At 68.7% G+C, this 23,296-nt stretch carries 20 protein-coding genes and 1 pseudogene; 11 read left to right on the forward strand and 10 right to left on the reverse strand.

Going from position 1 to position 23,296, the window contains the following annotated elements; genetic code table 11:
- From D7X12_RS44295 to D7X12_RS15000, 7 genes and pseudogenes are all read left to right on the forward strand, one after another.
- Positions 1–157 (forward strand): annotated as a pseudogene (locus D7X12_RS44295) (LysR family transcriptional regulator); the annotation flags it as partial.
- A 90-nt stretch (positions 158–247) separates the two neighbouring features.
- The gene (locus D7X12_RS14975) at positions 248–1,846 is read left to right on the forward strand and encodes an aromatic amino acid hydroxylase (RefSeq protein ID WP_120625951.1); all 1,599 of its coding nucleotides are present in this window, start codon (positions 248–250) and stop codon (positions 1,844–1,846) included.
- 1 nt (position 1,847) lies between these two features.
- Positions 1,848–2,543, forward strand: coding sequence for a hypothetical protein (locus D7X12_RS14980; RefSeq protein ID WP_120625952.1), 696 nt, complete (start codon positions 1,848–1,850; stop codon positions 2,541–2,543).
- A 311-nt stretch (positions 2,544–2,854) separates the two neighbouring features.
- Positions 2,855–4,027, forward strand: coding sequence for an FAD-dependent oxidoreductase (locus D7X12_RS14985; protein ID WP_147443664.1), 1,173 nt, complete (start codon positions 2,855–2,857; stop codon positions 4,025–4,027).
- Positions 4,017–4,643 (forward strand): LbetaH domain-containing protein, encoded by a 627-nt coding sequence (locus tag D7X12_RS14990; RefSeq protein WP_120625954.1) that lies wholly within the window; start codon positions 4,017–4,019, stop codon positions 4,641–4,643. Before D7X12_RS14985 ends, D7X12_RS14990 begins: the two co-directional genes overlap by 11 nt.
- Positions 4,640–5,416: an aldo/keto reductase gene (locus D7X12_RS14995; protein ID WP_120625955.1), complete on the forward strand. Its 777-nt coding sequence runs from the start codon at positions 4,640–4,642 to the stop codon at positions 5,414–5,416. The genes D7X12_RS14990 and D7X12_RS14995 overlap by 4 nt, the downstream gene beginning before the upstream one ends.
- A gap of 2 nt (positions 5,417–5,418) precedes the next feature.
- Positions 5,419–6,306 carry a DMT family transporter gene (locus D7X12_RS15000; protein WP_120625956.1) on the forward strand — a complete coding sequence of 296 codons (888 nt, stop codon included), beginning with the start codon at positions 5,419–5,421 and terminating at the stop codon, positions 6,304–6,306.
- A gap of 83 nt (positions 6,307–6,389) precedes the next feature.
- Here D7X12_RS15000 and D7X12_RS15005 read toward each other — a convergent pair whose 3' ends face one another.
- The 3 genes from D7X12_RS15005 to D7X12_RS15010 form a co-directional block, all read right to left on the reverse strand.
- Positions 6,390–8,009, reverse strand: coding sequence for an invertase recombinase-like protein (locus tag D7X12_RS15005; RefSeq protein WP_120625957.1), 1,620 nt, complete (start codon positions 8,007–8,009; stop codon positions 6,390–6,392).
- A 116-nt stretch (positions 8,010–8,125) separates the two neighbouring features.
- Complete coding sequence (locus D7X12_RS42400; protein ID WP_147443665.1) at positions 8,126–8,602, reverse strand: hypothetical protein; 477 nt, start codon at positions 8,600–8,602, stop codon at positions 8,126–8,128.
- A gap of 108 nt (positions 8,603–8,710) precedes the next feature.
- Positions 8,711–10,705 (reverse strand): S8 family serine peptidase, encoded by a 1,995-nt coding sequence (locus tag D7X12_RS15010; protein ID WP_120625958.1) that lies wholly within the window; start codon positions 10,703–10,705, stop codon positions 8,711–8,713.
- Between the two features lie 177 nt (positions 10,706–10,882).
- Between D7X12_RS15010 and D7X12_RS15015 the strand changes: the two genes are divergently transcribed.
- Together D7X12_RS15015 and D7X12_RS15020 are read left to right on the forward strand one after the other, a co-directional pair.
- Positions 10,883–11,935, forward strand: a complete 1,053-nt coding sequence (locus D7X12_RS15015) for a Gfo/Idh/MocA family protein (RefSeq protein WP_244224563.1) — start codon at positions 10,883–10,885, stop codon at positions 11,933–11,935.
- The gene (locus tag D7X12_RS15020) at positions 11,932–13,131 is read left to right on the forward strand and encodes an erythromycin esterase family protein (protein WP_120625959.1); all 1,200 of its coding nucleotides are present in this window, start codon (positions 11,932–11,934) and stop codon (positions 13,129–13,131) included. The genes D7X12_RS15015 and D7X12_RS15020 overlap by 4 nt, the downstream gene beginning before the upstream one ends.
- A 14-nt stretch (positions 13,132–13,145) precedes the next feature.
- Here the strand turns inward: D7X12_RS15020 and D7X12_RS15025 are convergent, their stop codons facing one another.
- Positions 13,146–13,934 carry a transglycosylase SLT domain-containing protein gene (locus tag D7X12_RS15025; RefSeq protein WP_120625960.1) on the reverse strand — a complete coding sequence of 263 codons (789 nt, stop codon included), beginning with the start codon at positions 13,932–13,934 and terminating at the stop codon, positions 13,146–13,148.
- A gap of 353 nt (positions 13,935–14,287) precedes the next feature.
- Positions 14,288–15,907 (reverse strand): LysM peptidoglycan-binding domain-containing protein, encoded by a 1,620-nt coding sequence (locus D7X12_RS15030; RefSeq protein WP_120625961.1) that lies wholly within the window; start codon positions 15,905–15,907, stop codon positions 14,288–14,290.
- Between the two features lie 229 nt (positions 15,908–16,136).
- On the opposite strand from D7X12_RS15030, the gene D7X12_RS15035 reads away from it, so the two are divergent.
- A complete protein-coding gene (locus tag D7X12_RS15035; protein ID WP_244224564.1) occupies positions 16,137–17,144 on the forward strand; it encodes a hypothetical protein in 1,008 nt (335 codons plus the stop codon).
- Here D7X12_RS15035 and D7X12_RS15040 read toward each other — a convergent pair.
- The 5 genes from D7X12_RS15040 to rdgC all read right to left on the reverse strand — a co-directional run bounded on the left by D7X12_RS15040 (position 17,072) and on the right by rdgC (position 21,565).
- Positions 17,072–18,181 carry an SPFH domain-containing protein gene (locus D7X12_RS15040; RefSeq protein WP_244224566.1) on the reverse strand — a complete coding sequence of 370 codons (1,110 nt, stop codon included), beginning with the start codon at positions 18,179–18,181 and terminating at the stop codon, positions 17,072–17,074. The two genes, D7X12_RS15035 and D7X12_RS15040, sit on opposite strands and share 73 nt — an antisense overlap.
- A gap of 105 nt (positions 18,182–18,286) precedes the next feature.
- Complete coding sequence (locus D7X12_RS15045; RefSeq protein WP_120625964.1) at positions 18,287–19,180, reverse strand: SGNH/GDSL hydrolase family protein; 894 nt, start codon at positions 19,178–19,180, stop codon at positions 18,287–18,289.
- Between the two features lie 41 nt (positions 19,181–19,221).
- Entirely contained in the window at positions 19,222–20,115 is an 894-nt protein-coding gene (locus D7X12_RS15050; RefSeq protein ID WP_120625965.1) for an SGNH/GDSL hydrolase family protein, read from the reverse strand.
- A 123-nt stretch (positions 20,116–20,238) separates the two neighbouring features.
- Positions 20,239–20,928 (reverse strand): hypothetical protein, encoded by a 690-nt coding sequence (locus D7X12_RS15055; RefSeq protein WP_120625966.1) that lies wholly within the window; start codon positions 20,926–20,928, stop codon positions 20,239–20,241.
- A complete protein-coding gene (rdgC, locus tag D7X12_RS15060) occupies positions 20,915–21,565 on the reverse strand; it encodes a recombination-associated protein RdgC (protein ID WP_120625967.1) in 651 nt (216 codons plus the stop codon). Before rdgC ends, D7X12_RS15055 begins: the two co-directional genes overlap by 14 nt.
- A 213-nt stretch (positions 21,566–21,778) precedes the next feature.
- Here rdgC and dacB point away from each other — a divergent pair, with 213 nt between their 5' ends.
- Complete coding sequence (dacB, locus tag D7X12_RS15065) at positions 21,779–23,272, forward strand: D-alanyl-D-alanine carboxypeptidase/D-alanyl-D-alanine endopeptidase (RefSeq protein ID WP_120625976.1); 1,494 nt, start codon at positions 21,779–21,781, stop codon at positions 23,270–23,272.
- The last annotated feature ends 24 nt before the right edge of the window (positions 23,273–23,296 follow it).

Here is a 23,296-nt window from a genome sequence, read left to right on the forward strand (position 1 = left end):
GACCCAGCCCTTCCCCGCGGACCTCCACGTCTGGCCCCTGCGCGAACAGGAGCCGCAGGTGGTGGAGGTCGTCGCCCTGTGGCCCTCCGGCGGCCTCAGCCCCGGCGCCCACACCGTGCTGGACGGCCTGCGACGTCGGCTCCAGAAACGGCGATAATCCGACGAAGACGTCGATTTCTGTCGGATTTCCGTCCGCCGCTGACATGGGTATCTTCCAGGTGTCCTGTTTCTCTCGAAGGAGCCCCCTGTGACGACCCCCACGGAACGGACGATTGCCCGCCTGCCCGCCCACCTGCGCCGCTACGTCGTGGCCCAGGACTACGCGGCCTACACGCCTCGCGACCAGGCGGTGTGGCGGCACATCCTGGGGCAGCTGCGCGGGCACCTGGGGGACAAGGCGCACCCTGTCTATCTGGAGGGCCTGGAGGCCACCGGCATCGGCGCGGAGGCCATCCCCAGCCTGGATGAGATGAACGAGAAGCTGTCGAAGCTGGGCTGGTCCTGCGTGGCGGTGCGCGGCTTCATCCCTCCGGCGGTGTTCACGGAGCTGCAGGCGCTGGGCGTGCTCGCGATCGCGGCGGACATCCGCACGCACGAGCACATCCAGTACACGCCCGCGCCGGACATCGTCCATGAGAGCGCGGGGCATGCGCCCATCATCGCGAACCGCCGCTACGCGGAGTACCTCAAGGCCGTGGGGATGGTGGGGTTCAAGGCCATTGCCAGCGTGGAGGATCAGGCCGTCTTCGAGGCCATCCGCAACCTGTCCGTGGTGAAGGAGGACCCGACGGCGAGCGACGCGGAGATCGCCCACGCCCAGGCCCGCCTGGAGGTCGCCAATGCCAGCCACCGCTACATCAGCGAGAGCACCCGCGCGAGCCGCCTGTACTGGTGGACGGCCGAGTACGGGCTCGTGGGCGACCTGGAGAAGCCGCGCATCTATGGCGCGGGCCTGCTGTCCAGCATCGGCGAGGCGAAGCACTGCCTGACGTCCAAGGTGAAGAAGCTGCCCCTGAGCACGGTGTGCGCGGACACGGACTACGACATCACCTGCATGCAGCCGCAGCTCTTCGTGGCGCGTGATTTTGAACACCTGTTCGAGGTGCTGGCCGGGTTCGAGTCCACGCTCGCATGGAAGCGCGGCGGGGACCTGGGGCTGCAAGAGGCGCTGCGCGCCCGCACCGTCAACCACCTGGTGCTCGCGGACGGCCGTGAGGTGACGGGCAAGGTGGTGAAGCTGCTGCCGGCCGTGAAGGACGTGGCCCCGGGCCTGTCCACCTCCCTGGCGCGGCTGGACGGTCCCATCCTCATCTCCCGGAATGGCCATGCGGACGGCAAGCCGTTCACGGGCGCGGCCCTGGTGGCCTTTGGCGAGGGCACCCTGCCGGAGCGCGGGAACTTCCGGCTCGCGCTGGACAGCGGGCTGGTGCTGGAGGGCTTCGCGGTGGGCGGCGGCGAGGTGATTGGCCTGCGCGGAACGCTCGCGGGGCGTGAGCTGGTGTTGCCGTCGATGGCGCGCCTGTACCTGACGGAGCGGCTGCCGTCGGTGGCGGGCGGGCCGGCGGATCCGGGCGCGTGGGACCGGTGGTTCGGGGAGCTGGATGCCTTCACCGTCGGCGACGGCGAGGCCCTGGCCCGCGAGCGCAAGGCGCAGGCCCTGCACCCATCCCTGGCGGAGCTGTACACGGAGGTGCGCCGCATCCGCGAGACGGGGCAGCTCTCCGCTGAGCGACTGGAGCAGATTGCCCGCGCGTCCAGCGACTTCCCGTCGGACTGGCTGCTGCGCGCCGAGGTCGCGGAGCTGCGCGGCGAGGTGCCCCCGCTGCAGCGCGTGGCCCACGCGTAGGATGAGACTGGACGAGCAGGGCCGCGAGGTGTCCTTCGAGGAGCTGTCGGAGCGCTATCGCGGCCATGAGCTGTGGGCCTGGTTCCTCGAGACGCGAACCCTCGTCGACACGGAGGTGCGTCCGCGCCTCATCGAAGGAGGCCTGGACACCTCCGAGGACGTGGAGACCGGGGACGGCCCGTGGGCGCTCATCGTCGAGGGCGACCTCGTGACGACGGGAGACGTCCTCCTCTCCACGGGGGATTACGCCTCCAGCACCCTCCTCGTGACAGGCCACCTGCGGGCTCGGAGCCTCAAGTACGCGACGAGTGCGCGCGTGGTGGTGGACCGCGACCTCACCGCGTCCGGCGTCATCGTCGGCACCTGGGGGACGGACGGAGCGGTGTTGGGTGTCGGTGGAACGCTGACGGCGCGAGCGGTGCTCTTGGATTCCCACACGCCCCTCTGGGCGAATGCGGGCGGGCCGCGCTCCGTCCCGGAGGCCTTCCGCACCCTCATCGTCGGGGGGCGGGGCTGGCAGGAGTTCACGCCGGACCTCGAATGCGACGACATCGAACGGCACGAGCAGACCTACGTGCCCGAGGTGCTCAGGGCAGGCGTGCTCGACCATGCCAGGGCGCTGGCACATGCGCGGCACGGCGGCAGCCCCTTCCTTCCCGAAGTGGAGCGGGCGCTGCGGGAGAAGAAGGGGCTCTGATCCTGGAGCCGTAGGAGCCGCGCCCCGCCGCCTCACGTCACCTGAAGCGTGCCCGCTGGGACTCCGGCACCGAGGCGCGCGTCCGAGGGACGGCCGCGCGGCGCCCCGAGCCAGCACGTCGCCTTCCCCCCTCCTGCCTCCACGCCCTGTCATGGCGTTGCAACCGCGCGGAGGCGGACAGATGCCTCACATCCTTCCGCCACACGGCCGAAACCAGCCATCTTCGCACAAATTGCTTTTCCGGTAAGTCACGAGAAAGCAACAAATTCAACAAGGGTTGGATTTGTCATGCAAAGACAAGGAGGCGTGCCGTGACGCGAAACGTCCGCCGCTACGACGCGGTGTTGGTAGGAGGAGGAATCACCGGGCTGATGGTGAGCCACAAGCTCTCCCGGCTCGGGCTGCGATTGTTGCTGTTGGAGAAGCAGCCGACGCTCGCCAGTGGTCCCTCGACGCGCAACGAGGGCTGGCTGCACCGGGGCAGCTACCATGCGGGCTCCATCCGCGACCGGGAGAACGCGGTCCAGGTGGCGCGGCGCTGCATCTACGGGCACGAGCAGATCCGCGCCTTCGCACCGGAGGCGGTCGAGGACGCGGACCGCACCCCGCTGGTCCTGGTTCGTGACGCGGACCGGGTGCAGGAGCTGGTCTCCCGGTGGGACGAGGCGGGCGTCTGGTACCGGCCCAGGACGCGGGCCGCCGCCGCCGCGAGCTTCCCGGCCGCCGACCTCTCCCGCGCCGCCGCCATCTTCGAGGTCGCGGACGTCAGCCTCAACACCCGGATGCTGTACCGGAAGCTCTACACCTCCGCGCAGCAGGGCGGCACCGAGGTCCTCACCGGCGCGCGCCTGGAGCGCATCAACGGCCTGGAGGCCAGCGTCGTCACCGCCAGCGGAGAGACGCTCCACGTCGAGGCCGGACTGTTTGTCTATTCCGCCGGCTTCGGCGCCAGGGATCTCTTCCGCGACCATTTCCAACTGACGCTGCCCATCCGCTACTGGAAGAGCCACCTGGTCGTCGTGCCCCGCCTGGGCGCCCACGGGCTGTTCTACGTGGACGCGCACGAGGCGGCGATGATGCACCACGGCGGCTACAGCATCGTCGGCATGAACGAGGACGCGCTCCTCTGCCCCGAGCCGGACTACCACGTCATCGAGGAGAAGGCGGGCAACCTCCACCGCGCGCTGGAGCGGCTGGTGCCCGGCTGGAAGCGCGGGGCGACCTTCACCGACGTCGCGTGCACGAAGGTGGACTTCGCCCCCGACGCGACCGCCGCGCGCTCGCTCAACATCGCCATCCACGAGCCCGTCCCCGGGCACATCTGCATCCTGCCGGGAAAGATGACCGAGACGCCCTTCCTCACGGACGTCCTGACGGCGCGGCTCTACGAGCGCCTGGAGGACGGTCTCATCGCGCAGCGCCCCTGTGACGTCCTGCACGCCAACCTCACCCTTCACCGTCGTGAACCCTCCCATGCGGCCTGACCTGCTCTGCGCCCTCGATGCCCCCCGCCTCGCGGCGGGCCTGCTGACCATCGAAGAAGTCCTCGCGCTCGCAAGCCGCGGCAACGTCATCTTCGATCCGTTCTCCGTGCTCATCTCCCGCCACGCCCGCATCGGCGAGGGCAATGTCTTTCACCCCTGCGTCACCCTCACCTGCGCGCCCACGGCGGAGCTGCGGGTGGGCGACCGCAATGTCTTCCACACCGGCAGCCTGCTGGCGGCGGAGACCGGTCCCCTCACCATTGGGAATGGCAACCAGTTTGGCGAGGGCGGCTTCACCGCGAAGGCGAACAGCCCCGGCGCGCGCATCGTCGTCGGCGATGGAGGGCGGTACCTGGGAGGCGCGTCTGTGTTTGGCCAGACGGAGCTCGGGTCGGGGACCCAGGTGCTGGGGGCCATCACCGTGGACGGGTGCAGCCTGGCCGGGGGCGCCGCGTTCAGCGACCCGGATCCGGACCGGCGCGCCGCCGTCCTCAAGGGCTCCGGCACGGCCCGCCGGCTGGTGCTCGGCGTGGGCCAGGTCATCCTGGGCAGCGGCGCCTTCCGCCTGGAGGACGCGAAGCCCCAGTCCTTCTTCCACCCGAAGGCGGCACCATGAGCGCCCCGGGTGACGCACCTGTCGGGCTCGGGCTGGGCTTGCTGTCCATTGGCCGCACCTGGGGCTATCGCTCTGAGCCTCCCCCTCCCGAAGCGGACGCGCGGCGCCTGCTCGAGTGCGCCGTCGAGGCCGGAGTCCGCTGCTTCGACACGGCTCCCGCGTATGGCTCCAGCGAGGAGCGCTTCGGGGCCTTCCTCGCCACGCTGGGCTCGCGGCGCGAGGGGCTCCTCGTCGCCACCAAGTTCGGCGAGCACTGGGACGCGGCAGCGGGGTCCTCCTTCACCGACCATTCGTACGACGCGCTCCGCCGCAGCCTCGACCAGAGCCTCCGCCTTCTGGGGCGGATCGACCTGCTGCAGGTGCACAAGGCCACCGTGGCCACCGTGGGCGCGCCCGACGTGGTCCGCGCGCTCGAGTACGCCCGCTCCCTGGGCATCTCCCATCTGGGCGCGAGCATCAGTGACGTGGCGGCGGCGGAGGCGGCCTGCGCGGTGGGCCTCTATTCCCATCTCCAGTTCCCCTACAACACGCTGAACCGGACGCTGGAGCCCGTCTTCGCGCTGGCCTCACGCCATGGCCTCCAGGTCCTGGTCAACCGGCCCTTCGCCATGGGGCAGCTGCTCCATGACACGCCAAGGGCGCGCGAGGTCGCCCTGCGCGAGTCACTCGAGCAGATCCTGCGCCAATCCTTCACGGGCTACGTGCTGACGGGAACGAAGTCCGTGGACCACCTGCGCCAGACGCTCGCGGCCTTCCGCTCCCGGGGAGGCTGACGATGTGGATTGCCTATGGCCTGGGCGCCGGGGTGATGCTCGGCCTCTACGATGTCTGGACGAAGAAGGCGATGAAGGGGAACGCGGTCATCCCCGTCGTCATGTGGTCCTCGCTCTTCGGGGCGCTGGTCTGGGTTCCCACCCTGTTCTCCGGGGCGCTGCCCATCCACATCGACCCGTTCGGGCTGTCCCTGCGCGAGCACGCACTGCTGCTCCCCAAGGGCATCGCGATGACGGCCTCGTGGGTCCTCGCCTACTACGCGGTGCGGGAGCTGCCCATCTCCATCGCCGGCGCCGTGCGGGCCTCGGGCCCGCTGTGGACGCTGGCGGGCGGGTTCGTGATGTTCCGGGAGCTGCTGACGCCGATGCAGTTCCTCGGCCTGATGATCACCGTGCTGTCCTACTACGTGCTCTCCGTCGTCGGCAGGAAGGAGGGCATCGTCGTCTTCCGCAACACCGCCGTGCTGCTCATGCTGTCAGCCACGGTGCTGTCGGCGGTGACGACCGTCTATGACAAGTACCTCGTCGTCCAGCTCCAGCTCCCGGTGCTGGAGATCCAGGCGCACTCCGCCTTCCAGCGGTGCGCCCTGTCCGCCCTCCTCTTCGTGCCGTACATGCTGCGCAGGGGCGGCGGCCTGGGGCTGGGGCTCACCTGGAGCTGGGCCGTGCCGCTGGTGGGCGTCTCGTGGGTGCTGGCGGAGCTCATCTACTTCCACGCGCTCATGGACCCGCAGGCGATGGTGTCCCTGCTGTCCGTCCTGCGCCGCACGAGCCTCATCGTCGCCTTCCTCCTGTCCGCCCTGCTCTTCCGCGAGGCGAACCTCTGGCAGAAGACGCTCATGATCCTCGTGCTCATCGCGGGGATGGCCATCCTCATCCTCGGCCGGTGAATGAAAAACGGGCCGCTTCCCCAGTGGGAAGCGGCCCGTTCCTTCAAGGCCTCTCAGAAGCCGGACGCCCCAGGAGGCGCCGCTCAGTCCTTCGTGCAGACGACGTCATCGACCTGGAGGTGGTCGCGGTCGGCCGCGCTGCGGCTCGGATAGAGGAGCAGGCGCCAGTCGCGCACGTTGCCGGTGAAGCGGAAGAACACCGGCTGCCACGCGTCACTGTCCACGGCGATGAAGTCGGTCTGCGGGCTCCAGCCGCCGCTCGAATAGGTGCGATGGCGGATGGTGCCGTGGCCTCGCACCCGATACGAGCAGGAGTAGTTTCCGCTCGGGACGTTGAACTTCTCGCTGGAGAAGCGTTCGGCCACCTGGATCGGGACCACGAACTGCAGCGCCCTCGAACCACCGTGCACCGCGGTCGTGTAGGGCAGGAGGCGCGTGGGTTTGATTTCAGTGCCCGGGTCGGAGACGCCGTTGTCGATGCCGTACCAGAAGTCGGGGAGGTAGTGGTTCCCGTAGTACGGGATGGAATAGGTGTTCCAGCTTTCAAACCCACCATTGCGGATGATGTTCGAGGGGTGGGCGGCGGAGACGCAGCGCCGGGTTGCCGCGTCGCAGGCAGGCAGCGCACCGCGACAGTCGTAGGTGGTGAAGCAGGCCCCTTCCGCCAGCTCGCACACGCCGGTCGTGGGATTGCAGCTCGTCGCCGGGTTGCTGCAGGTGACGCCAGCGCAGGGGTCGCCCGCGATGCAGAGGTGCGTGGCGTAATCGCAGACCGGCGTCTGCGGGGTCCCCGCGCAATCCGCGTGACGGGTGCAGCGATCCTCGGCGACCACGCAGGTGTGGGTGGCATCACAGGTCTGCCACTCGCTGCAATCCGTGGCGTCCTGGCAGCGACCGGAGAGCGGCTCGCAGGTCGCGGTGGCATTCACGCAGCGCGCCCACGACTCGCAGCTGATCGCATCACACGGCTCGACGGCCCGCACGCAGCGAACATCGTCGATGGACAGATGCTCCCCGCTGGTGCTCCGGACGCTGAAGATGAGCTCGAAGGTGTCGAAGACATCAGCGGCGAGGTTGAAGTTGTACGCCAGCTTCTTCCACTCCTTGCTGTCGACCCGGGTGTAGGCCGAGTAGGTGGAGTAGTCGTCGTCGAAGAAGGCGTTTCGCACTTCACCGGTGCCCCGCGCCTGGTAGGTGCAGGAGTAGCGGCCCGCGCGCATCGACTTCGCCAGGGTGCTGAAGCGCAGGTGCGAGGTCGAAGGGTTGGTCAGCCGGGCCGCGTTCACGCCTTCAAAGGCATTCGTCGTCTCCCGCCCCACCCCGTCGGTGGTGATGTCCGACGTGCTGCCGTACCACTTCGTCGGAACCGCACCGGGCCATTCTTCAAAGCCCCAGTTGTCGATGACGTTCCCCGCGGGAACCTCGCCCGCGTCCGGCGTCCCCGAACCTGCATCGGGCGTCCCGGAGCCTGCGTCCGGCGTCTCCTGGCCTGCGTCCGGCGTCTCGGTACCTGAATCCGGCGTCTCCTGGCCTGCGTCGGGCGTCTCCTGGCCTGCGTCGGGCGTTCCGGCACCTGCGTCCGGCGTCTCGGCACCTGAATCCGGCACGGACTGGCCGGCATCAGGGGGCACCTCTGGTTCCGAACCACCGCAGGCGGTCACCAAGAGCAGCAGCGAAGCCAGACACACTCGAAACAACGTCACAGCGGGCCTCCATTTTCAGGAAATGTCCGCTCGTACCACACCTCCCCCGTGTAGGGGGCGTGACGGGGAGTGTGAGGACACCGCGCGCCCGGAGCCCTGGGCGCGCGGTGGGACCCTCAGAACGAACGAACCAGCGTCCAGCTGTTGTTGTCGAAGCTGGGCACCGCTGAATACCGGCAGCTGCTGCTGTAGTACGAACTGACGATCGACCATCCGGAAGGCGGGGACCACGATGAGCAGGCGTTGACTCGCGTCCCGATGGGGTAGCCGGTGAGCTGCTTCATCTGCTTGCTGTTCGGGGAGAAGGTGCTGCCACAAGCGCCGCTGTTCCACCACTGGACGTCCACCCAGCCAGAAGGCGTCATGGTGCTCGAACAGACGTTGACCGTGTCCCCTGCCGCCGCCTGCTCCTGATTGGCAAGCCTGGAGTCCTCACCTTCGTCGCCAGGGCCGGCACCGCAACCCGCGACAGCCATTGCCAACGCCGCACTGAACAGCACTGCGCCTGCAAACCTGCGATTCGACACGGTACCCCCACGATTGAGCTGGTTTGGCACTTCCAAAACGCCAGACATATCGCCGAAAGTCTGCATTGTTGGAATACGTGGGAACACTTAGCAAAGAACAAGCCCAGCAACCTTGTGAGGTTGCTGGGCCCCTGGACTTGGACTTCCAGTCTGACGTCGCGGTGTCGGCGAGGACTACCGGGTGATGTTCAGCGCGGTGTCATCAACGAAGAAGCTGGTCTTCAGCGACGAGTCCTCCGTGCCGTTGAAGTAGATGCGGACGGTCTGGCCCTTGTACGCGGCCAGGTCGAAGGTCCGCTGCACGTAGGCCGTGCCCTTGTTCAGGTTGCTGTAGGTGGCCAGCGTCGCCAGCACCGTGCCCGCGCTGTTGCGGACCTGGATGGCCAGCTTGTCGTAGGCCGTCGAGCTCGTGGTCTCCGACGTGGTGATGAGCGTCCAGAAGCTGAGCGTGGCGCTGCACGCCGTGGAGGGGATGGTGATGTCCTGGTAGGCGAACTCGGTGAGCGTGCTGCCGGCGCCGTTCAGGAAGGCCTTGTACGTGCCCGTGCGCGGCGCGCTGCCCGTCGTGGTGCCGTCGATGACGCCCGACGAGGTCGTCCAACCCGTGTTGCCGCTCTCGAAGCCCTCGTTGACCAGGAGCTGCTCGGAGATGGCGCAGCTGCCCGTGCCGTTGTTCACCGTCACCGACACCGTGCCCGACGTGCCGATGTTGTTCGCCGCGTCATACGCCTTCGTGGTCAGCGCGTAGGTGCCGTTGGCCACCGACGTGGTGTTCCAGGCGATGCTGTACGGCGCGGCCGTCGCCGTGCCCAGCAGCGAGGTGCCCGCGTAGAACTCCACGCGCGCGACGCCCACGTTGTCGGAGGCGTTGGCGCTCACGCTCGCGGTGCCGCTCAGCGTGGAGCCGCCCACGGGCGCGGTGATGGACGTCGTGGGCGGGGTGGTGTCCGTGCCGCCGCCACCGGTGATGAAGAGCGTGTACAGCAGCTTGTTGGGCGAACCGGTCCCCGGGCTGGTGACCTTGTTCGGCGTGGAGTTGTTCACCAGCGCGTCCCGCACCTCCGCGGGCGTCGCGGAGGGGTTGGCGCCCAGGTAGAGCGCCGCGGCGCCAGCCACGTGCGGCGAGGCCATGGACGTGCCGCTCATCGAGGTGCTCGACGTGTTGCCGGAGTTCGAGGCCGAGGTGATGCTCGAGCCCGGCGCGAAGATGTCCACGCACGTCCCGTAGTTGGAGAACGACGAGCGGGCATCGCTGCTGGTGGTGGAGCCCACCGTGATGGCATTGGGCGCACGGGCCGGCGAGTAGTTGCAGGCGTTGGCGCTGTCGTTGCCAGCGGCGACGACCGTCGTGACGCCCGCGGCGATCATCCGCTGCGTCGCATCATCGATGGCCGGGATGGCGACATCGCCCAGGCTCATGTTGGCGACCGCGGGCTTGATGTGGTTTGCCGCCACCCAGTCCATACCGCCGATGACCTGCGCGTCGTTTCCGTAGCCCGTGCAGTCGAGCACGCGAACGCCGTGGAGGGTGACCTTCTTCGCCACGCCCCAGGTCGTGCCGCCCACCGTGCCCGCCACATGCGTGCCGTGGCCATGGCAGTCCGTGGGGTCGCTGTCGTTGTCGATGAGGTCGGAGCCGTTGCCGATGCGACCGGTGAACTCGGTGTGGGTCAGCCGGATACCCGTGTCGATGACGTACGCATGCACGCCGGTGCCGTCGACGTTGTAGGTGTAGGAGCTGTTGCGCGGCAGGTCACGCTGGTCGATGCGGTCGATGCCCCAGGTGGCGCTGGTCTGCGTCGCAGACAGGCGGATCACGCCGTTCTCCTGCACATACGCCACGCGGGGGTCGGACAGGAGGCGCTGGGCCTCGGCCTCGCTCATGGACGCGTGGAAGCCGTGGATGGTGTGCTGATAGGTCCGCAGCACCCTGCCCCCGTTGAGGGACACCAGCTCCTGGGCGATGTTCGCCGCCCCCTGCTGCCGGACCTCCTGCGTGGAGTCACGCAGGACGACGATGTACTCGCCGGGGACGGCCCGCTCACGGCGGATCATCTGCGCCGTGTGACCGAACTGCTCGCCGTCGGACTCCTGCGCCTCCGGCATCGGGCCGCATGCCGCGGCCAGCAGGGAGATGGCACTCACCGCCTGGGTCAGTTTCAGTTTCATTCGGCCTCTCAGGGAACGTGCGGGCACCGGGTCGGAAGCCCTCGCACAGCCCGTGGAATTAGCTTTTCTTGCTAGCGCGGTCAACCCGGCTTTCATGGGGAAGCCCGCATGGGCCTCCGGGTTCACATTTCGCGGTGTGACGCCGGGGGACGAAGCCCGGCGGATAGACTTGAGGCCGTGAGCCACTTCCCGACCGCCCTCCCCTCCGTTGAAGCCATTGCCCTGCGCGGAGGCCCGGTGCTGCGTTGGGGCGTGCTCGCGCCCGGACGGATCGCGGGAGGCTTCGTCTGGGCCCTGCATCAGCACACCGACCAGCGCGTCCACGCGGTCGCCTCGCGGGATCCCGAGCGCGCGCAGCGCTTCGCCGCCACCTACGGCATCCCACACGTCCACGGGTCCTACGAGCAGCTCGTCGCCGACCCGCACGTCGACATCGTCTACGTGGCGTCTCCGCACAGCGAGCACAAGCGACAGGCCCTGCTCGCCATCGCGGCCGGCAAGCACGTCCTCGTGGAGAAGCCCCTGGCGCTCGACGCTGGCGAGGCCCGGGAGATTGCCCGGGCCGCTCGCGCCGCGGGCGTCTTCGCGATGGAGGCCCTGTGGTCGCGCTTCCTCCCGCAGACGCTGATCATCGAACGGCTGCTGCGCGACGGCGTGCTCGGAGACCTCCGGCTCGTCACGGCGGACTTCGGTGGCCGCTTCGAGTTCGATCCCGAAGGCCGCATCTTCAACCCCGCGCTCGGCGGCGGAGCCCTGCTGGACCTCGGCATCTATCCCATCTGGCTTGCGCACTTCGCGCTCGGCCCGCCTCCGCGGGTGCACGCCACGGGCTCGCTCGCCGAGACGGGCGTGGACGGCCAGGCGGCGCTCATCCTCACCTACGCCACGGGCGCCCAGGCGCTGCTGCACACCACCCTCTTCGCCGAGACGCCCCAGGAGGCGGTCATCGCGGGCACGCACGCGCGCCTCCAGCTCGACTCGCGCTTCTTCACGCCCGGCGGCTTCACGTTGAAGGCCGCGAGGTCGGAGCAGCGGCTGCGTTGGGCCGACCCGTCCGGCATCCACGGCAGCGAGGGCCTCGCCTACCAGGCCGCCGCGGTCGCACGACACATCGGCGAGGGCCAGACGGAGTCGCCGTTGCATCCGCTCGAGCACAGCATCGCCTTGCTCGAGACCATCGACGCGGCGCGCGGGCAACTTGGCGCCACCCACTGGAGGGACCGCGAATGAGATACCTCCTGCTGCTCCTGATCCCCCTGCTTTCGAGCTGTGCCTCGCCCTCCAAAGGCGCGGTGGTACAGGAGCCCGTGGCGGTCTCCGATGAAGACCGGATTGTTCGTGACCTCTGCGACAAGAGGCTTGCGCTGCTGGGCGAGGAAGGCCACCACGGCAATGCCAGGACCATCGCCTTCAAGGCAGCACTGATCCGCAGGCTCGTGGAGGAGTGCCACTACGATGCCTTCTTCATCGAGACAGGCGCCTATGACTTCCTCCACCTCCAAGCGCAGCTGAAGGCGGGCCAGCCCGTCAGCGAGGCCCAGGTCACGGCTGGGATTGGCGGGATGTGGGCGAATCAGGAGATGGCGCCCCTGATTCCATTCCTGACCGAGCGGCTCAACGCGGGAACCCTCGTCGCCGGTGCGATCGATGATCAGCTCAACAGGAGCACCTACGCACAGACGCAGATGCCGCGTGAGCTCATCCCCTACCTGGACGGCCCGAGGCAGGCCGAGTGCGGACCGGAGATCGAGCGGAACATGACATGGCAGTACGACGAAGCCCACCCGTTCACGGTGGAGACCGCGAAGCGCATCCTGGGCTGTTGGAAGGAGCTGGCGGCTTCGCCACTGGGAACTCCGGAGCAGTTGCAGATGGTCCGCAACCTGGAACGGAGCTTCACCCGGAAGGTCGCCATGATGTCCCGGCCTCCGACGCCGTCCGGAGCAACCTGGACCCTGGATGACGACAACGCGCGGGAGCGCTCCATGTTCATGAATCTGGAGTGGCTCCTGTCCCAATCACCCAGGCCCCGGAAGGCCATTGTCTGGCTTGCCACCCTCCATGCAGCCAAAGACCTCAAGGGCCTGGGTACGAACAGGCAACACCCGACGACCTTCGGTTCCTATGTCCAGGAGAAGTTCGGGGCGCAGGCCTTCGTGCTTGGCTTTTCCGCGCTCTCCGGAAGCTATTTCACGGGCATGGACGGTCGCGCCAGGGTCATCCCGCCCGCGCTGGCAGACTCCCTGGAGGGCCTGGCGTTCTCAGGCCACACCGGGGACACCCGGTATCTGGATGCGAGCCAGCTTCGTGCGTTCGGGCCCAAGAAGGCCCGTCCCTTCGACTACGTGTGGATCGAGGGCCCCTGGGCAACGGTCATGGATGGGCTGCTGATCTTCCGGGAAGAAGCGCCCCCGCGCCCCCTCTGAACCGACAGCCGCTGCTAGTAGCCGACGTAGCCGGTGCCGCTGTTGAGGTTCTTGATGCCCGGGACGTTGGACACCGAGCCGTAGCGGTCCACCGCGTAGCGCACGGCCGCGGCGATGTTGTCCACCGGGTTGCGGATGTCGTCGTGGCCGGGGAGCTTGTGCGCGTCGAACGTCGGCTGGATGGTCTGCATCAGGCCGATGGACGGGGTGCCCTTCTTCGCGTTGTCGTCCGTGAGGTTGATGGCGCTGGGGTTGCCGCTGGACTCGTGCTCGATGATGCGGGCGATGTCCTGCGCGTTCATCTTGTCGGCCGGGATGCCCGCGGCGGCGAGCAGCTTCTGCGCCTGCTTGATCCAGTCACCCACCTGGCCCTGAGGAGCCGGACCCGTAGAGCCGGCCGCATCGGCGGCCCCGGCCTGGTACGAATCACCCGCGCTCGACGGGCCGCCCGCGCTCGCCGCGCCTTCCGCGCTCGGAGCACCTTCCGCGCCCGACGAAGCCTCGACGCCCTCCTCGCCGCCCAGGGAGGGCGCTTCACCGATGCCGTTGGCCTGGAGCATCTCGGTGAGCTGCTCCAGCTCCTTCACCATCTCGTTGAGGCCCTCCATGAACTTCTTGAACTGCGCCCCCTGCTGGGGGCCCGCGCTGAAGCCATCCTGCTGGAGCTGAGCCGCCACGTTCGACTGGGGCTTGCAGCCACCGGCCCGGATGCTCGGGGCGGACAGGCCTTCAGGCCGCGAAGCAATGTCCTGCGTGGGGCGGCGGATGGTGGCGGAGTGGTTGGACAGGGGCGAGAGGGCCATGGGATTTCCTCGGGAGAGTGAAGGGGACTGCATGACCAACACCTACAGCAGGAGACATGCCAACCCTGCGGCGGGCGCCCGTCGCAACCCAAGTGCCTGATATCCCTGAGGTGAACCTCCGCCTGGCCTCGAAGCACGCGGCGCGGCGGCGCAAACCGGGCTCCCTTCCCTGATGACTCGAGTCATCGCCCGCTGACCGCGGTCACCAGCAGCCTTTGGCGACCGTGACCGGCTCGGCGTTCTCTGGGCCCGGGGGGCCCCGGGGGCCCCGGGGGCCCATGAAGAAAGCCCGGTCGGCCCCCTGAGAAGGAGGGCCGCCGGGCCGGTTCTTCACGTGTGGGAGGCTGAGGCGACTACCCGTTGCGGCGCACCATCGCGACGTCGAAGCGGCGGTCCGTCACGTAGCCCTCGGCGGACTTGCCGGGGCGGGTCATCCCGCCCGTCTTCTCGTCCACGTAGAAGCGGTTGTTGGGGTTGGTGTCCTTGCCCTTGCTGGCGTTGGTCGTCCCCGGGTCGTGGAACGTGTAGTAGGTGCGGCCCTTGTCGTCCACGCCACGGCCCGTGATGGTCACGAAGTGATCCGTGAGCCCGTCCGCGTTGTACGACGCGTCCTTGTGGCTGACGCCCACCACCACCGGCTTGCCGGCGTTGAGCTGCTGGTCGATGTAGTTGCGGCCCTCGGCGGCCTTCTTGGAGTTCACCGACAGCTGGCCCGTGCTGTTCTCGCTCGTGCCCACCTGGATGCGCTTGTCCGGGCCCGTGACGTTCGCGCCGACCTTGCCCGCCATCGCCTTCGCGGCGTCGAAGCACGCGGTCTTGCTCGGGGTGAAGCCGTGGCCCCCCTCGAACTGGCTGTAGTACGGCACCTTCACGTGGACCGCGGGGCCCGACTTGGAGGGCGCCACGTTCTGCGTGTCATTGAGGTCCACTTCCGTGGTGGGCTTCTGCGAGTTGGCGCCCGACGTGGAGCCGGAGTTGCTCGTGGACGGCTTCGTGCCACCCGTCGTGTTGCTCGTGGCCGGCTTCGTGCCACCCGTCGTGGTGCTCGGGGTCGTGGTGCCGCCCGCCTTCTCGTTCTTGAGCAGCGCGAGCGCGTCCTTCGACTCGTTCTTGAAGCGGTTGGCCACGCCCTCCTGCATGCTCTTGGAGCTGCTGGAGAAGTGCACCAGGTTGCCGCTCGAGTTCGTGCGGCCGCGCTCGGCGTAGATGTCCTTGATGAGCTGCTCGTCGCTCACCTTGGCGGGATCGCGGCCGGCCAGCGCCTTCTTGAAGATGTCATCCGCCTTGCCCGGCCCGTGCTGCACGGACGTGGACCAGGCCACATCGCGCAGCGCCGCGGAGCGCGTGTTCAGGTCGATGCCCGTCGCCTTCTTGATGTTCGCGGCGCCCGGCTCGTAGTGCGTGGCCTGGATGTAGTCGTGCTGCGCCTTGTCGAAGCCCTTGGGGTCCTTCGCCGCGAGCTGCTTCCACGCGTTGGAGAACGCCTCCGAGCCCGGCTTGCTGCCCGACAGCGCCGAGTGGTACTCGGGGTGGCTCTTCTTCAGCGAGTTCACGAACGACTGCGCGGACCCGTTCGCGGACGCGAACTGGTAGGAGCCGTAGGACACGCCACCGTGGTCGCCCTTGCCCGTGGACACCGTGCCGGGACCGCGCGCCTCGTACTTGCGGCTCAGCCCGCCCAGCTCACCGCCGCCCGCGGGCGCCGTCGTCTGCTTCGTGGTGTCCGTCGCCTTCGTCCCGCCCGTGTTGGACGTCGCCGGCTTGGAGGTGGTGCTGGTGGCCGGCTTCGTGCTCGTGCCGCGCGCGGGCTTCGTGTCGAAGCCGTCCGGGATGCGCAGCGTCTGGCCCGCGCGGATGCGGTCCGGGTCCTTGATGTTGTTGGCCTTCACCAGCGCCTTCACCGTCGTGTCGTTGCGCTTGGCGATCGCGGAGAGGGTGTCGCCCGAACGGACGCGGAGGCTGGAGACGGTCATGGAGGAACCTTCATGTCAGGCCGCGAACACAGGGGTCGCGGACGTGATTGGATATTTGCGGTGATTATCGTCGGGCAGTGCAGGCAGTTTCCCATTCTCAGTCACAATCATGTCAAACCAGTGATTCCAGCAACTTCAGTTTCAGCGGATAAATCCACCGATACTGAAGAAACCGACCAGGAGACCTACCCGGATGCGCAAAATCCAACCCAAATTCAAAAATGTGTCAATGCTGCTCGCCCTGGGCCTTGCAGCTGCGGTCTCGAATGCCTCAGCGCAGGGGTCTGACGGACTCACGGGTCTTTATTCCAAGGACGGCGGCGCACTGGCCATCGTCGAGGGAAGCAACGAGACGCTGATCCACTACTCGGCCGGTTTTCCGCAGGGCGACAGTGTGGGCACGTGTGACTGCGCGCTCGTCGTGCAACGCAAGACGCCCACGCGCTGGACGCTGAACGTGGCCGGAGAGAAGGAGCCCTGGACGCTGCGCGTCGAACCCCAGCGGCTGGTGCTGGAGACGAAGGCGCCCACCTGCTGTGGCGCGGGCTACCCGGGCAAGGACTCCTTCACGCGGGGCACGCCCCAGCCGCTGACCATCTGCAAGGTGAAGGCGTCCAAGGCGGGCTTCTTCGCGTCGGACGCGGCCAACACGCCCCGCAAGACGTTCGTGGTGTCGGGCGACGCGGTGGAGGTCTACCTGGATCCGGTGGAGCCGGACCTCATCCCCGCGCGCTTCCAGGGGCCCCAGAAGGCCACTGCCGGGCTGATCAAGCGCGCGGACCTGGACTGCGCGGCGGATACCGCCCCCTCCAAGGCGCCCCAGACGGCGCAGGCGCCCATCGCGGCCGACAAGCTCCAGCCCTTCGCGGGCACCTGGGTGGAGTTGACGCGCAAGGGCAAGGGCTTCGTCATCCTCAAGCCCTGCTCGGCCCAGAACCGCAGCTTCACCGTCAAGCCCGCGACGGGCGAGGTGGTGGTGCAGTTGGGGCAGGAGGCGACGACGCTGAAGGTGACGTCACTGGAGCCCGGCAAGGGCGCCGGGGCCTGGGTGCTGGGGCTCACGTCCGCGGCGGGCAAGCCGGAGGCGCTCCAGTGGAAGACGGCCGACGCGGCGAAGGGCACCGTGTCGGTGACGAGCCCGGACCTCTTCTCCCAGAGCCATGACTACGTGCGCCAGGAGAAGCAGTCCGCGTTCCCGGTGAAGCAGGAGACCGGCTGCGACGAGTACGAGCAGTAGCGACTCAGGCGGGGGTGCCGTCCGGCTTGGAGGCGTTGCCGGCCGACAGGCGGGGCGCGCCTCCCGGGCCCAGCAGCCCCTGCATGGCGTCGAAGAGGTTGAGGTTGGCGCCGCTGGGGAGGAAGACGACCTTGTCCAGGCCGCCCACGACGGCGGCCTGGGCCTGGGCCGCGACGGCCTTCACGAAGTTCTCCCCTCCCCCCAGCGCCTCCACGCGCTGGCGGAACTGCGAGGCCTCCACCTCGGCGAGTCGGGACTGGCGCTCCACCTCCAGGTCGTTTGAGGCGCTGCTGCCGCTCCAGGGCCATCTGGGTGGTGAGGCGCTCGCGCTCCAGCTCCGCCTCGGAGCGGATGCGGGAGGCCCGCGCGTCGGACTCGGCGCGGGCCAGGGCCTCCTCGCTCTCCACGCGCGCCTTCTCCAGCTGCGCCTCCGCCTCCGCCTCCACCTTGGCGCGGCTGAGCGTTTCGAGCTGGTGGTTGCGGTTCTGCAGCTCGATGAGGGACTGGCGCTCCGCCTCCGACTTGCGGTGGCTGGCGATGTCCGCGAGCTGCTTCTCCTCCTCGCTGCGGATGCGCTTGAGTTCGGCGGCGGCCTGCGCTTCCTGGCGTGAGGCGTCCAACTGGATCTGGATGTTGGTGTCGATGACCTCGCGCAGCTTCAGGGCCGTCTTCTCGTCGACGGGCGCGATGTCCTTGATGTCGATGTCGATGATGCGCAGCTGGTTCTCGGAGAAGAGCCGGTCCTTGCGAGCGCGGCCCGCGTCGTCCATGCCGAAGATGGCGCGGCGGATGAGCACGCTGGCGTTCTTGTGGAAGGTCTCGAATTCGTTCTCCGCGGCCACCTGGCGGATCCGCGACGCGAGGTTCTCACACACGTACCCGATGAAGTCGTTCACCCGGAAGATGGCCTTGTCCTTCTCCGCGTCGCCCTGCACGTCGAACTGCCACTTGTAGGAGAGCTTGATGCGCAGCCGCGCGAGGTCGCGTGTGGCGACCTCGAAGAGGTCCGTGGCGAAGTCCGGCCCCAGCCGCAGCATCAGCAAGAACAGCTCCGGCAGCCAGCTCCGGCATGCCCCGTCCTGGACCAGCCGCCCGCTCCATTCCGGCGCGGGCGGCTGTTCCAGACTGGCGCACCGGGGTGACTACCGCGCGCTCAGCTCCTCCACTGTCCACTCGTCGGCGGAGAGGCCGGCGCTGAAGCCGAAGGCGGCGGACACGAGGTCATGGCCGTAGTCCGCGAAGATGCGGTGGCTGTAGCTCGTGGGGTGGAGCCCATCCCAGAACAGGTACGTGTCGGGGTTGACCGCCTTGCCCTTGCAGGTGCCGGTGACGTTCGTCAGCCCATACGAGGACGGCGACGCGATGATGGCGTTGAACTGGTTGAAGGCGTTCATCCCGATGAAGGTGACGGACGGGAAGTCCTGGCGCAGCTTCGTCAGCGATTGCGCCCACAGGGTGTTGAACTGGCTGGTGGGAGGCGCCAGCACGGTGGTGCCCAGGCCGCCCGGGACTGACAGGGCCGCGGGCGTCTTGTTCAAGGGCGGCAAGTTGACCCAGAGGATGCGCTTCGCGCCCGCCGCGACCAGCTTGCGGATCTGCCCATTGATGTTGGAGACGGCCGTCGTCGCCGCGGCCTTGATGCCGGCCGAGTCGAACGGGTTGGCCTGGGCCTTGTAATTGATGTCATTGCCTCCGCCCCAGAGGACGTACAGCGCCGTGGAGGACGCCGTCGGTTGGGCCGCCAGGTAGTTGTTCACCTGGCTGGTCATCCCGCTGGTGACGGCGCCGCCCCGGGCGTAGTTCGTGCCGCCGTTGTCGGACGCGGTCAGGGGCAGGCCCAGCTGCGTCGCGAGCTGCTTCACCCAGGTGCCGGAGATCTGGCTGGAGGGATTCGTCGTCGGACCGCTGGTGGCGATGCCGTTGTTGCCGTTGTCACTCAGGCTGTCGCCAAAGACGACGATGCTGCTCTGCGCGCCAGCGTGGAACGGGAGGAGGACGGCCAGGAGGGCCGAAAGCAACAGGAAGGGATGCTTCATGGTGGGCTCCGGGTTGAGACAGGGTTTTTTGTTCGCTCCACCTACTGCGCGCCCCACTCCTCCGCGGTCCACTCCTCGGCCATGAGGCCGGGGCTGAAGCCGAAGGCGGCGGAGACCTGGTCGTACGCCTGATTCGCGAAGATGCGGTGGGCGAAGCTCGTCGGGTGGATCTCATCCCAGAACAGGTACCGGTCCGGGTTGACGTTCTTGCTCTTGCACGTGTCCGTGACGTTCGTCAGTCCATACGAGGACGGCGACGCGATGATGGCGTTGAACTTGTTGTAGGCGTTCAGCCCGATGAACTTCACGGTCGGGAACTCGGTGCGCATCCGGGTGATGGACTGGACCCAGAGCGTGTTGAAGTGCGTGCTGGGCGGTCCGAGCAGGGCGTCGCCCAGACCGAACGGGATGGACCGCGCCGCGGGCGTCTTGTTGAGCGGCGGCATGTTCACCCACAGGAAGCGCTTCGCGCCCCGGGCGACGAGCTTGCGGATCTGCCCTTCGATGTTGGAGACGGCCGTCGTCGCAGCGGCCTTGACGCCGGCCGTGTCGAACGGGTTTTCACGCGCCTTGTGGTGGATGTCGTTGCCGCCGCCCCAGAAGACATACAGCGCCGTGGGGGACGCCGTCGGGTTGCTGCTGATGTAGGCGTTCACCTGGTTCGTCATGTCCGCGGTGACCGAGCCGCCCTGCGCGTAGTTCGTGCCCCCTTCGTCGGAGGCCACGAGCGGAAGGTCCAGCTGGTCCGCGAGCTGCTTCACCCAGGGGCCGGAGATCTGGCTGGAGGGATACGTCGTCGGACCGCTGGTGGCGGTGCTGTACTTGCCGTTGTCACTCAGGCTGTCGCCAAACGCGACGATGCTGCTCTGGGCGCTCGCGTGGAACGGAAGGAGGATGGCCAGGGCGGCCGAAAGCAACAGGAAGGGATGCTTCATGTGGGGGGACTCCAAAGGGGGGACACAGACGCTTGGCGCACTGTGTCACCCGCTTCGGAGCTTTTCCACGAGTTTCTACACTTCCTTGTTTTATTCTGGATGTTTCAGCTGGCTCAGCCCGTATCAGCCCCGGGCGGCGCGGGCGTCGCGGCCCTTGGCGCGGGCGGCCTTGGAGAGCAGGTCGGAGCCCTTCTCCTCGCCCTTCATCCACGCCTTCATCGCGGGCACCACCTGCTTGCTCCACGCGCGTCCGCCGCGCACGGCGAGGAAGTCCGTCACCAGCGCATCCACGAGGGCGGAGAGCTGTTCGGTCAGCTCCAGGCGCTCGGTGAGCTGATCATCCTCCTCCTCGGTCATCAGGGCGGGCAGCTTCGCGGCGCGGATGTCCAGGAACTCGGCATCCAGGGTGAGCTCGAACTCGCGCTCGCCGTGGGTGATGCGCAGCCGCGCTTGGGACACGAGCAGCCCCCGGTCCAGCGAGTGCCGCACGTTCTCCGAGTACGGCGCCAGCGTGCCGCGCGCGCTCAGCTCCGTGACGTCGCCCGCCACGCCGCGCAGCACGACCTTGCCCAGGTAGAGGGCGGTGACGGACGCGCCGTCGTGGTCCACCAGCGCATCGCCGGACTCCGAGCGCCACAGCAGCCACGTCAGGAACTCGCGCCCCAGGTAGGCCCGGCCGCGCAGGAGCTGTTCGCGCGCCTTGCCCTGTTCGACCTCGGCCTCGTCCTTGACCTCTTCGGTGGAGCCGCCATCCACGCCCACGTCGCCCCGGGCGAACGCCGCCTCGATCCGTGCCTGCTCACCCTTCGCCATGGCTGTCCTCCACCGAAGCCGTCGCCGGCAGGTCCATTCCGATGAGCTCCGCCGTGGGGCCCAGGGCCTTGTCGTCGATGCCCGCACGCTGCGCCATCGACGCGGGCGTGATGCCAATCACCTTCACCGCCAGGGCGCCCTCCAGCGCGACGGAGATCTCATCCACCGTCTTGCGGGACGCGGCCCAGATCTGCACCTGCTGCGTCTTCAGGTTCCACGCCACGTCCAGCACGGCGGTGCGCGGCACGGCCCGCTGACGGAGCAGCTGCTTCAGCTCCGCCTTCTGCTTGTTCTTCTCCGCTCGCGCGGGAGGACGGCTGTTCTCCCGGGCGAAGGCGGCGGACCACTTGTCCAGCTCCGCCTTCATCATGGAGGCGGGGACCTTCAGGGTGTCGATGCGGAAGGCGAACAGGGCGTACTCGCCATAGAAGAGGTGGGTGGTGGAGAAATCGGAGGCCTCCGCGTTCTCCAGCTCCACGAAACCAGCCGCGCGCTCATCTTCGGAGCGGCGGTCGATGGGCTCGAACGCATGGGACTTGAGTCCCTTGGTCAGCCAACGCTTCACGTCGGACGGCGCATCCTTGGCCGGCTCGGTCCGGAAGCGCGAAAAGGTGACGGCACCACGTAGGACAGGCATGGGGCGCGGGAGGATGGGGGGCCAGTGCCGTGGCGTCAAGGCACTCGGGGTGGCTGGACGCCAAGGCCGTGGGAATAGCCAGCGAACCCGGCCGTTGCGCGCCCGTCGTCCCTGCCCGGTCGCCCCCGGGCCGTCCACCCGTGTACGCCCGCCCGTCCCCGCCGGCCGGAAACCATGACACTCCCAGGCACGCGACATACGGTGGCCGCCGCCATGCGCCGCGCCCCCGTCCTCGTCAGCGTCTCCACCGTCTGTGTCCTGCTGTCCGCCTGCGCCCACGCGCCTCCCGGGTCGGAGGCGGCTCCCGGGCGCACCCTGCCCGACGTCACCCGCTCCCTGCTGGAGACGCTGGAGGCCGACGGCGCGCTCGCGGGCGCGTACGTGGTGGACGCGCGCACCGGCGAGCCCCTCTTCAAGCACCGGGAGAACGTGCGGCTCCTGCCCGCGTCCACGATGAAGGTGGTGTCCACCTCCGCGGCGCTGTCCGCGCTGGGGGCGGACTTCCGCTTCGTGACGCCGGTGTCGCTGGAGGGCTCGCAGGTGGGGGGCCTGTTCCTGGGCGACATCGTGGCGCAGGCCTCGGGCGATCCGTCCCTGGGCTCATGGCGCTTCCCGGAGACGGCCCTGGCGTGTGAGCGCATCGCGGAGGCGCTCCAGGCGCGCGGCATCCACCAGTGGCGCGGCAGCGTGCGCATCGCCGGCACGGACGGCGTGGACGGCCTCATGGGGCCGGGCTGGGCCTGGGATGACGCCGCCTACGCCTACAGCGCGGCGCCCACCCCGTTCGTCTTCCGCGAGAACGTGGTGGACCTGGCCCTGGCCCGCGCGCCCGGCTCCACCTGCGCGGACGCGCCCGCCGTCCAGTGGACCCCCACCTTCGCCACGCTGTCCGCCGTGGTGCGCGTGGACGTCAACGCGGACCGCACCAACCTCTCCTGCATGCGAGCGGGCCCGGGCGTGAGCTGCACGTGGCGCTCTCCCCCCGGAGGCCCCTGCCCCCAGGCCGCCGCCGTGAAGCTGGCCGTGGAGGCGCCGCAGGACCTGTTCGCCGCGTGCGTGGACGACGCGCTGGCGCGCCACGGGGTGACGCGGCTGCCGCTCACGCTGGAGGCGCCCACGCCGCCCCTGCCCCCGGTGCCGGTGCCGCTGGTGGAGCTGATGAGCCCGCCCCTGTCGGAGCTGGTGCGCGTGACGAACAAGGAGAGCCTCAACCTGTACGCGGAGCGGCTGGGCATGCGCTTCGCGCGCGAGCGCACCGGCCAGGAGGGCTACGCCGCGCTGAGGACGGCGCTGGTCGCGGAGCTGCAGCGGCGCGGGGTGCCGCCCAAGGACCTGCGCCCGGTGGATGGCAGCGGCCTGTCCCGCTACAACCTGGCCACGCCCCGGGGCATGGCGCGCGTGATTCTCACCAGCCTCCAGGAGCCCTATGGACAGGCGCTGGTGGACAGCCTGCCGGTGCTGGGCGTGGACGGGACGCTGGCGGGACGGCGCACGACGCAGGCCACCGCGGGCCGCGTCCGCGCGAAGACGGGGACGCTGACCGGCCAGAAGTGTTTCGTGGGCGTGGCCGAGCGCCCCAACGATCCGGAGCACCCACGCGTCGTGTTCGCGTTGATGCTCGGCAACATGGACGAGGGCACGAAGCCCAACGCCAACGAAGCCTTCGATCTCTTCTCCACCGCCCTGGTGGAGCTGCCCCTGCGCTGATGAAGCCAGGGCACGTCACAGTGC

The organism is Corallococcus sicarius (assembly GCF_003611735.1).
Classification (GTDB): Bacteria; Myxococcota; Myxococcia; order Myxococcales; family Myxococcaceae; genus Corallococcus; species Corallococcus sicarius.

What these genes read in the sequence shown, in the direction of transcription:
- D7X12_RS14980 (WP_120625952.1), top strand. Translation starts at nt 1,848, where the DNA reads ATGAGACTGGACGAGCAGGGCCGCGAGGTGTCCTTCGAGGAGCTGTCG.
- D7X12_RS14990 (WP_120625954.1), top strand. Translation starts at nt 4,017, where the DNA reads ATGCGGCCTGACCTGCTCTGCGCCCTCGATGCCCCCCGCCTCGCGGCG.
- D7X12_RS14995 (WP_120625955.1), top strand. Translation starts at nt 4,640, where the DNA reads ATGAGCGCCCCGGGTGACGCACCTGTCGGGCTCGGGCTGGGCTTGCTG.
- D7X12_RS15000 (WP_120625956.1), top strand. Translation starts at nt 5,419, where the DNA reads ATGTGGATTGCCTATGGCCTGGGCGCCGGGGTGATGCTCGGCCTCTAC.
- D7X12_RS42400 (WP_147443665.1), bottom strand. Translation starts at nt 8,602, where the DNA reads ATGCAGACTTTCGGCGATATGTCTGGCGTTTTGGAAGTGCCAAACCAG.
- D7X12_RS15010 (WP_120625958.1), bottom strand. Translation starts at nt 10,705, where the DNA reads ATGAAACTGAAACTGACCCAGGCGGTGAGTGCCATCTCCCTGCTGGCC.
- D7X12_RS15020 (WP_120625959.1), top strand. Translation starts at nt 11,932, where the DNA reads ATGAGATACCTCCTGCTGCTCCTGATCCCCCTGCTTTCGAGCTGTGCC.
- D7X12_RS15025 (WP_120625960.1), bottom strand. Translation starts at nt 13,934, where the DNA reads ATGGCCCTCTCGCCCCTGTCCAACCACTCCGCCACCATCCGCCGCCCC.
- D7X12_RS15030 (WP_120625961.1), bottom strand. Translation starts at nt 15,907, where the DNA reads ATGACCGTCTCCAGCCTCCGCGTCCGTTCGGGCGACACCCTCTCCGCG.
- D7X12_RS15035 (WP_244224564.1), top strand. Translation starts at nt 16,137, where the DNA reads ATGCTGCTCGCCCTGGGCCTTGCAGCTGCGGTCTCGAATGCCTCAGCG.
- D7X12_RS15040 (WP_244224566.1), bottom strand. Translation starts at nt 18,181, where the DNA reads ATGCTGCGGCTGGGGCCGGACTTCGCCACGGACCTCTTCGAGGTCGCC.
- D7X12_RS15045 (WP_120625964.1), bottom strand. Translation starts at nt 19,180, where the DNA reads ATGAAGCATCCCTTCCTGTTGCTTTCGGCCCTCCTGGCCGTCCTCCTC.
- D7X12_RS15050 (WP_120625965.1), bottom strand. Translation starts at nt 20,115, where the DNA reads ATGAAGCATCCCTTCCTGTTGCTTTCGGCCGCCCTGGCCATCCTCCTT.
- D7X12_RS15055 (WP_120625966.1), bottom strand. Translation starts at nt 20,928, where the DNA reads ATGGCGAAGGGTGAGCAGGCACGGATCGAGGCGGCGTTCGCCCGGGGC.
- rdgC (WP_120625967.1), bottom strand. Translation starts at nt 21,565, where the DNA reads ATGCCTGTCCTACGTGGTGCCGTCACCTTTTCGCGCTTCCGGACCGAG.
- dacB (WP_120625976.1), top strand. Translation starts at nt 21,779, where the DNA reads ATGCGCCGCGCCCCCGTCCTCGTCAGCGTCTCCACCGTCTGTGTCCTG.